The organism is Arthrobacter sp. NPDC080086 (assembly GCF_040702285.1).
This window is the reverse complement of record NZ_JBFBKP010000149.1, coordinates 1-4,029: the sequence shown is the minus strand read 5'-3', so window position 1 is coordinate 4,029 and position 4,029 is coordinate 1. Positions and strand designations below refer to the sequence as shown.

Here is a 4,029-nt window from a genome sequence, read left to right as displayed (position 1 = left end):
GCTGACGTGGACGAGGACCCGGTGGAGACCGGGGAGCGCATCCAGGGCCTGGAGCTGGCCCAGTACTTCGAGGGGACCCTGGACCCGGCGGCGACCGTGCGGGCACTCTCCGACGACGCCCTCGGCCAGCTGGCCGACGCCCTGTACAGGCACCTCGACACCACCCACCCCTCCTTCGGCGCGCACACCTGGTATGACCTTGCCGCCGAGGAGCTGCAGCACCGCCACCGTCGTGAGGACGGGCTGCCCGGGGCCGGCTCCGCCGAGCTGACCTCCGGGCTGGCCACCGACGCCTCCGCAGAGCTGACCCCGGAGGACATCTCCGCCATGGACCAGGCCGCCGAGATGCTCGCCGGGGAAGACCTCGACGAGGCCGATCCCTCGGCCACCGAACGCGCCGCGGCCGAACTGGCCGTCCGAACCCAGGACCGTAACCCGCTCCGGGCTGCCGTCGACGGGGATAACGACGACACCCCCGACGGCGAACGCGCCGCCGGCCCAATTTCCGCCTGAGCCGTTTCTATCCGAGTCTGATGTTGCCTGAGCCTTTTGTGCCTGATTGCAGGCGGGACCGGGACTAGGCTTCAGCTATGACAGCAGAGACCCCCGGAGCCACGCCCGCATCCACTGCCCTGGTCACCGGCGCCACCGCCGGGCTCGGGGCCGAGTTCGCCCGCCAGCTGGCCGGGCAGGGCCACCGGCTGGTCCTCGTGGCCCGCGACGCCGGGCGGCTGCGTGCCGTCGCCGAGGAGCTGGAGAACAGCTTCGGTGTGACGGCAGAGGTGCTCCCGGCCGATCTGACCGAGGACACGGGCGTTGCCGCCGTCGTCGCGCGCCTCGCCGATCCCGCCCGCCCGGTGGAGATCCTGGTCAACAATGCCGGCATGGGCCTGCTCCGCTCGTTCGCCGAGAACCCGATCGAGGACGAGAAGCGCCACCTCAAGCTCCACGTCGAGACGGCGATGGAGCTCTCGCACGCCGCCCTGCAGGGCATGCTCCAGCGGGGCTCCGGCCGAATCATCAATGTGGCCTCCGTCGCCGCGTTCCTGCCGCGGGAAACCTACTCGGCCGCGAAGGCCTGGCTGCTGAGCTTCAGCCGGTGGGCCAACATTGCATATGTCTCGCGGGGCATACAAGTGACGGCCGTCTGCCCCGGCTTCACCCACACCGAATTTCACGATCGGATGGGCATGGATAAGTCCGTGGCGCCGTCCTGGATGTGGCTGAGCGCTGAACAGGTGGTCCGTGAGGGCCTGGCGGACAACGCCCGTGGACGTGGCGTGTCCATCCCCAGCCGGCGCTACAAGGCGCTGGTCGCGGCCGCGCGGCTGCTGCCGGCGAAGCTCGTGGCCGGACCGCCCCGCCGGGCTAAGTAGCGGCCCGGCGGCGGATCAACAGCACAACGGCGATCCCCACACAGGCGCCGAGCAGCGTCTCCACCGCCCGTTCGGCCACCAGCAGGTGCGGGTCGGCGGGGGAGGAGAGCTGGGTCATCAGCAGGATCACGGGGGTGAAGAAGACCATGGCCAGCCCGTAGTGCCGGGCCATGAACAGCTCCGTACCGAACTGCAGCACGATCACCAGCACCGCGACGGCGGCGGTCTCGCTGCCGGGGAACAACCGCAGCGGGGAGCCTGCCCAGGGAAAGAGCACGGCCGCCACCACCAGCAGGCCTAGCAGCGTGCCCACAATCCGGTGCAGGCCGCGGTAGACGCTGCTCGGCAGGTCGGCGCCCGCCAGCGGCACCGCCGCCGCGGCCATCGCCCAGTGCGGGTGGCCGCTGCCGCTGAGCACCCCGATGCTGCCGGCCGCCCCGACCGCGGCCAGGTACCGGGCGGCGTGAATCCAGGCCGCCCGGCGGCGGGAACCGCGCAGCGGCGGCACGGTCCGTCCCGCCCCGCGTACCCATTTCCGGCTGCGGACCCAGCCGGCGAAGCCGACCAGGATGGAGAACGCCGCGGACCCGGCGCCGATCAGGACCGCAGCCGGTCCCGGCACGGGGGTGGGGATGGACGCGCACGCGCCGAGGGCCAGGAGGCCAAAGAAGGGCCCGTTCGGTTTCAGGTTCACCCGGTCCGCGAAGAGTGAGCCGACGGCGGCGAGGCCGGACTCCACGGCCACGAGCGTCCAGGAGTGCAGGTGGTTGACCGAGAGCAGCACGCCCACGGCCAGGCCGCCCACCAGGACCAGCGCCGCCTGCAATTGGTGCCGGAGCCTGAGCTGGTGCGGATCGGAGCGGCCGTACATGCCTATCAGGGCCCCAAAGACGGCGTAGACGATCAGGTCCGGCCGCCCGGCGGCCAGCAGTGCCAGAGAAGGCACTGCGACGCTGAGCGCCACGCGCACCGCCGAGGCGTGGTCCCGGTTGGCCGGTCCCAGCGAGTGCAGTCCCTTGGCATGGCGGAGCAGGGAGGACCGCGGCGTGGACGGCAAGCGGACCTCCTGCGGTGGTGTGGTGGTGGAGAACGGATGGGGGCGCGGCCAGGGATGGAATCGAAGCGGGCCGGAGCCGCCAAAGGCCCGCCGTGGCCGCCGCCCCGGTGGGGACGGACGGCCCGCGAGGGGCCTCGGAGGGCGGGGCGCTGGGCCGGCGTGCTCGGCCGGGGGTGGCTAGGCCGGCGCGCCGACCTTGCCGCCGTCGGCGTCGCCCGCAGCGACCAGGGGCATATCCATGTGTTCCAGGTCGATCAGAGGGTTTTCGTCCTGGGTGGCGACCAGTTCCCGGGCCTCGGCCTGGGTGTCCACGCTCGGCATGGAGCCGGGCAGCGGCATCTGGGCGGATTCGCGCAGGAAGTAGATCGCGACGGCGCCGATCGCCGAAGTGGCCATCAGGTAGTACGCCGGCATCATGTCGTTGCCGGTGGCCGAGATAAGGGCCGCGACGATGAACGGCGTAGTGCCGCCGAAAATCGCCACCGAGAAGTTGTACGCGATGCCCATGGCGCCGTAGCGGCTGGCGGTCGGGAACTGGGCCGGCAGGGCGGAGGCCAGGTTGGCGACGTAGAACGTCACGGGGAACGCGATCAGCGCCAGGCCCGCCAGGGTGGACCAGATCTCGCCGACGCCGATCAGCATGAACGCCGGGGTGGCCAGGACAACGGTGCTGATGGCACCGATCCAAAGCACGGGCCGGCGGCCGATCCGGTCGGAGAGCTTGCCGGTCAGCGGGATGCAGAGGCTCATGACCACCAGGACGGGGATGGTCAGCAGGGTGCCGTGCACCTCGTCGTAGCCCTTGGACTCGGTGAGGTAGGTCGGCATATAGGAGGTCAGGGCGTAGCCGGCGGTGTTCGCCGCGGCCACCAGGATCATGGCGGTGATGATCGAGCGCCAGTAGGCCTTCACGATGCCCACCGGACCCTTGGAGGCGGCGTCATCCGCGGCGGAAGCGTCCTTGGCGAGGTTCTCCTGGGCATCCAGGGTGGCCTGGAACTGCGGGGATTCCTCGATCTTGCTCCGGAAGTACACGGCGACGGCGCCGAGCGGGCCGGCCACGAGGAACGGGATGCGCCAGCCCCACTGCTCCATGGTGTCCTGGCCCAGGGTCAGCTGCAGGACGGACACCAGTGCGGCACCGAGGGCGAAGCCCAGGTAGCTGCCCATGTCCAGGAAGCTGGCGAAGAAGCCGCGGCGCTTGTCCGGTGCGTATTCGCTGACGAAGGTGGTGGCACCGGCGTATTCGCCGCCGGTGGAGAAGCCCTGGATGAGCTTGAAGACCACCAGCAGCACGGCGGCCCAGATGCCGATCTGCGCGTAGCCCGGGAGCAGGCCGACGGCGAAGGTGCTGGCCGCCATGATCAGCAGGGTGGCGGCCAGGACCTTCTGGCGGCCCACCTTGTCGCCCAGCCACCCGAACACGACGCCGCCGAGGGGGCGGGCGATGAACGTGGCGGCGAAGGTGCCGAGCAGGAAGAGGGTCTGGACGGTCTTGTCTGCCTCGGGCAGGAAGACCGGGCCCATGGTGGTGATCAGGTAGCCGAACACGCCGACGTCGTACCATTCCATGGTGTTGCCGACGATGGTTCCGCC

At 70.8% G+C, this 4,029-nt stretch carries 4 protein-coding genes; 2 read left to right on the top strand and 2 right to left on the bottom strand.

Annotated features, from left to right (window positions below; translation table 11 throughout):
* A partial coding sequence (locus AB0305_RS22800; protein ID WP_366174148.1) for a hypothetical protein occupies window positions 1-513 on the top strand: 513 nt, incomplete at its 5' end.
* A gap of 77 nt (window positions 514-590) precedes the next feature.
* Window positions 591-1,376, top strand: coding sequence for an SDR family oxidoreductase (locus AB0305_RS22795; RefSeq protein ID WP_364136009.1), 786 nt, complete (start codon window positions 591-593; stop codon window positions 1,374-1,376).
* Here AB0305_RS22795 and AB0305_RS22790 read toward each other — a convergent pair.
* Together AB0305_RS22790 and AB0305_RS22785 are read right to left on the bottom strand one after the other, a co-directional pair.
* Window positions 1,369-2,433 carry an FUSC family protein gene (locus AB0305_RS22790; protein WP_364136012.1) on the bottom strand — a complete coding sequence of 355 codons (1,065 nt, stop codon included), beginning with the start codon at window positions 2,431-2,433 and terminating at the stop codon, window positions 1,369-1,371. The two genes, AB0305_RS22795 and AB0305_RS22790, sit on opposite strands and share 8 nt — an antisense overlap.
* A gap of 177 nt (window positions 2,434-2,610) precedes the next feature.
* On the bottom strand, window positions 2,611-4,029 hold a 1,419-nt coding region (locus tag AB0305_RS22785; protein WP_366174146.1), incomplete at its 5' end, for an MFS transporter.

Bases quoted from the DNA above. Each gene is read 5' to 3' on its own strand.
- AB0305_RS22795 (WP_364136009.1), top strand. From the start codon at position 591: ATGACAGCAGAGACCCCCGGAGCCACGCCCGCATCCACTGCCCTGGTC.